The organism is Actinocrinis sp. (assembly GCF_035650855.1).
In the GTDB taxonomy this organism is placed as follows: domain Bacteria; phylum Actinomycetota; class Actinomycetes; order Streptomycetales; family Catenulisporaceae; genus Actinocrinis.
Genome location: NZ_DASRGV010000043.1, coordinates 1 through 4401, shown reverse-complemented (window position 1 = coordinate 4401; position 4401 = coordinate 1). Strand labels below are relative to the sequence as shown.

Here is a 4401-nt window from a genome sequence, read left to right as displayed (position 1 = left end):
GGCGCCGCCCGCGCGGAAGAGCTGTGCGGGACGGCCGCCCTGGCGGGTCGTGGTACCGCCCGTGGGGACGAGGAAGCCGGGTGTGCCGGTCACCTTGCGGTGGAAGTTGCGCGGGTCGAGCGCCACTCCCCACACGGCCTCGTAGACGCGGCGCAATTCGCCGACGGTGAACTCGGCCGGGCAGAACGCGGCGGCGAGCGGGGAGTACTCGAGCTTCGCGCGGGCTCGCTCCACGCCGTCGGCCAGGATCTTCGCGTGGTCGAAGGCCAGCGTCGCACCGGCAGGACCCGCACCCGCGTGGCCCGGGAAGAGCTCGGGCAGGAGCGAGGCGACCGGCGTCCAGGCCGCGGCGACCACGTCGCCGCCCGCGCGAGGCGTCGGCAGATCGGGGGCGAGCGCCAGATAGGCGACCGAGATGACCCGCATGCGGGGATCCCGGTCCACCTCCCCGTAGGTGGCGAGCTGTTCGAGATGCACCGGCAGTTCCGCCAGGCCCGTCTCCTCCGCGAGCTCCCGTCCGGCGGCACGGCCAAGGGATTCAGACTCTCGAACGAAGCCGCCCGGCAGCGCCAGACAGCCCGCAAAAGGCTGCTCGCCGCGGCGAACGACCAGTGCCGAGAGAGCGCCGTCCCGAACCGTGAGGACAACCAGGTCCACGGTAACCGCGAACGGCGGCCAGTCACGGGGGTTGTAGCCTGCCGGACTCTGCGACGTCGCCATGAGCGGGCATCATATATCGTCCGAATGACGATAACCAGCGATGAAAGGTTCTTACGCGCCATCGGCTCAGCGCCCCCTGTGCAGTCGGCCGGACTCCCGCTCCTGCGCCGCGTAGTGCTCGGCGTGCATCTCGTCGAGCCGACGCGCGGTGCCTTGAGCCGCCTCGCGAACCAATTCCGGGCCGACACCCCGCTCCAGACCCTGCTTGATCAGCCCCGCGAGTGCATAACCAGGCACCGCGTTCGCCGCCCGCTCTAGGCAAAGCCGGCTCCACGCTCCCCAGCCCAGCGCCCAGGCGGCCCACGCCGCGATCGAGTAGGCAGCCGCCGCTTGCTCCGCCGTGACCGCGCGCCGAGCCAGCTCCACGCTGAGCGCGACCGCCTGTCCGGCCCGATCATCACCGCACCAGGTCGCCAGGTAGTCGCGCACCCGCACGTCCGTCAAGGCGACGAGCAGCGCGCCCGCGGTCTCGTCGGTCATGGCCCGATCCGGCGGCACCTGACCGTCGCAGAGGCTGTCGGCGAGCTGCCAGGCGCGTGTCACGTCGTCCCAGTCGAAGTCGAGAATCCGGCTCGGTGTCGGTGTCCGACGACGCTGGGACGCCTCAGGCGTGGGTGGCTCAGGTGAGGCGATCGCCTCGTCGGAGGTTGAGGCATCGAGCGGCGTATCAGTTGCGTCGCAGAAGATTCCTTCCGACTCCTCTTCGGGGCTTACGCATTCGCGGGCTGCACACTCGTCGGATTCGGGTGCACAGTCCACGGCGCCCTGCGGTGTGCTGGCGCCGATCACCAGGGCCGGCTCAAGCGCGGGATAGAACGGGATGCCGGTGCCGTCGCCGAGGCCGCCATCCGGGAAGCAGGCCGCACCGGATCGGAACGCGGCTTCCGGTCGGGCCACGCAATCGCCGGCCGCCTCGGCCGCGAAGTGCTCGGCGGCGATGCGGCTGAGTGCGTCATCGCACGCGGCCCGCATCCGCTCGACCATGTCGCCGCCATACGGCTCAAGGCTCGCTGCGAGAGCTGCGCGGTTCGGCAGCACCGCCAGTCCCGAATAGGCACTGAGCGCGGCGATAGCGCTGGCCCCGCTCTCCACCGGCGAGCCCTCGGGAGGACAGCACGTCGGGCTGTCGCACAGGAACGACCACCAACGGCCGTCCGCAACGAACAGCACGTCAAGCGGCGGCACACCGGCCAGCCGCAGCGGCGTGCACATTCCAGCCACTAGCCGCCGGTAGTCCGCCATCCGCGCCGGGCCACCCTCCGGCGGGTAGATCACGCACAGCGCCTCGTTCGCCCCGGCCTCCACCAGCCGCCCGGCCGCCCAGCGACCGAAGGCGGCCGGACCGTGCGCCACCGACGAAAGGTCTACCCGCAGCCCGTGGCTGATCCCGGCCCGGCAGTCGTGCCGCGATCTGGCGAGCCCGAGCATCACGATGCTCGAATCGGGATGGAAACCGAAGAAGTGCGGGATGGCCGCTGCCACTTCCGCCGGGGAGCCCAGCCGTACCGCGCCCGGCAGTCCGCCCTCCAACTGCGCGGCCAGTGCCTCCGCCTCGTCCTCACTGCCCGCGGTGAGATGGATTCCGTTGAAGCGGTCCGCCTGTGGCTCCAAGATCTGCGCTCCCGCACAGTCCGGTTCGGGACACTCCCGCCCGCCGCAACACACGCCGCCCGCCGCGGTAGCCGTCGTCATGCTCATCAGCCCTGCCTCCCTCGCATCGTCTCCGCCGCCGACCGGCGGATCGGACGGTGCTTGCCGCAGCCGCCCTGAATCAAAGATCACCGGTTTGCAAGCGCTGTGGGGAAGATTTCCGGGCACCTGTGGACAACTGCCCCTTGTGGACAAAGACCATCGCCTGAACAGCGCAGTTGATAATCCGACCATCGATTAGCCTGGGACGTAGTTGTACGAAATCAGGAGGATCGGACGGGTTCCGAGGCGGCTTGTTGGCGAGGCTTTCGGCGCGTCTCAGGACCTTCTCAGCGCGTGGGGTAACACTTCGGGCATGCGGATTCTGGTGGTTGACGACGACCAAGCGGTGCGCGACTCGTTGCGCCGCTCGCTGGCGTTCAACGGATACGACGTGGACGTGGCCACGGATGGGCTCGCCGCCCTCGAGGCGATCGCGCGCAACCGGCCGGACGCGGCGGTGCTCGACGTGATGATGCCGAGGCTGGACGGCCTGGAGGCGTGCCGCCGGCTGCGATCCGCGGGCGAGGACCTGCCGATTCTCGTGTTGACCGCGCGCGACGCCGTCTCCGATCGGGTCGCGGGCCTGGATGCGGGCGCCGACGACTACCTGCCGAAGCCGTTCGCGCTGGAGGAGTTGTTGGCGCGGTTGCGCGCGCTGCTGCGCCGTACCCAGTCCGCCTACAGCCCGGGCCAGGACATCCTCACCTTCGCCGACCTGTCGCTGGACAGCGCCGCACGAGAAGTAACCCGCGGTGATCGCACCGTGCGCCTGACGCGTACTGAATTCAACCTGCTGGAACTGCTCATGCGTCACCCCCGGCAGGTGCTGACGCGCGCTCAGATCCTCGAAGAGGTGTGGGGCTTCGACTTCCCGACCACCGCCAACTCCCTTGAGGTCTACGTCGGCTACCTGCGCCGCAAGACCGAGGCGGAAGGTGAGCCCCGGCTGATCCACACCGTGCGCGGTATCGGCTACGCACTGCGGGAGACAGCGCCGTGACGACGGCTGCGCAAGACAAGCCGGAGCAGCAGCAGGAGCGGAAGTGGGCACTCAGGGCGCCGGCCTGGTGGAACGCGCGATCCATGCGCGAAGCGCTGCATCGCATGCCGTTGCGCGCCCGAGTGTCCCTGCTGGTCATGGTCACGGTTGGCGTCACGCTCACCATTGCGTCGATAGTCAGCTACGTCGTCGTGCGCAACGAGATCTCCAACCGCTTTGACGACGACCTGTTCCAACGCGCGATCTTCGTCGAGGCGTCGGATCTGGCGAACCCGAACGTCCTCGCGACCAGCACTGAGGGCGCCGAACTGCTGCACTCGCTCGGCCTGCAGGAAACGATCATTCTTCCTGGCCAGAACCCCGTGGAACCGCCGACTGTCCCAATCTTGATGCACGGGCAGACCATCAGCATTCATCCGGCGGCGCCCTTCGGGCAGCCGGAGTTTGACGTGGCGTCGGGCTATCTGGAGCGGTGCACACGGACGGTACAGGAAGGCGGCATCACGTACCGCGTGACCTCGTTGCCCTTGGGCGGTCGAAACAGCGGCGCGGCGTTGGTCCTCGCCGAGTCGATGGCTCCCACGCAGGCAACGCTGCACACGCTCGGGCTCGTTTCACTCCTCGTCGGCTTGGCCGGCATCGCCATCGCTGGAACAGCCGGATTCTTCCTCGGCCGGGCCGCCCTTCGGCCCGTGCAGAGGCTGACCCTGGCCACCGAATACATCGCCCAAACGGGCGATCTGCGGCGCATCGAAGTCACCGGCGACGATGACCTCGCCCGCCTGACGACCAGCTTCAACACGATGCTTACCGCCCTCGCCCGCTCGCAGGATTACCAGCGCCGCCTCGTCGCGGACGCGGGGCACGAGTTGCGCACGCCGCTGACGTCCATCCGCACCAACCTCGACCTGCTCGCGCAAGCCATGGCCGAGCCGGACAACCCGCGGCTCTCCGCGCAGGACCGGATCGACCTCATGAACGACGTGCGC

Annotated in this window: 4 protein-coding genes; 2 read left to right on the top strand and 2 right to left on the bottom strand. The window is 69.1% G+C overall.

Annotation, left to right across the window (positions count from 1 at the left end):
• Both VFB40_RS03620 and VFB40_RS03615 read right to left on the bottom strand, forming a co-directional pair.
• A partial coding sequence (locus VFB40_RS03620; RefSeq protein WP_324847824.1) for an NUDIX hydrolase occupies nucleotides 1-720 on the bottom strand: 720 nt, incomplete at its 3' end.
• Between the two features lie 66 nt (nucleotides 721-786).
• Nucleotides 787-2418, bottom strand: coding sequence for a DUF4192 domain-containing protein (locus VFB40_RS03615; RefSeq protein ID WP_324847823.1), 1632 nt, complete (start codon nucleotides 2416-2418; stop codon nucleotides 787-789).
• A 307-nt stretch (nucleotides 2419-2725) separates the two neighbouring features.
• Here VFB40_RS03615 and VFB40_RS03610 point away from each other — a divergent pair, with 307 nt between their 5' ends.
• Together VFB40_RS03610 and VFB40_RS03605 are read left to right on the top strand one after the other, a co-directional pair.
• A complete protein-coding gene (locus VFB40_RS03610) occupies nucleotides 2726-3412 on the top strand; it encodes a response regulator transcription factor (RefSeq protein ID WP_324847822.1) in 687 nt (228 codons plus the stop codon).
• Nucleotides 3409-4401 (top strand): HAMP domain-containing protein (locus tag VFB40_RS03605; protein ID WP_324847821.1); only part of this gene is annotated, 993 nt, incomplete at its 3' end. The genes VFB40_RS03610 and VFB40_RS03605, both read left to right, overlap by 4 nt.

Bases quoted from the DNA above. Each gene is read 5' to 3' on its own strand.
- VFB40_RS03615 (WP_324847823.1), bottom strand. From the start codon at position 2,418: ATGAGCATGACGACGGCTACCGCGGCGGGCGGCGTGTGTTGCGGCGGG.
- VFB40_RS03610 (WP_324847822.1), top strand. From the start codon at position 2,726: ATGCGGATTCTGGTGGTTGACGACGACCAAGCGGTGCGCGACTCGTTG.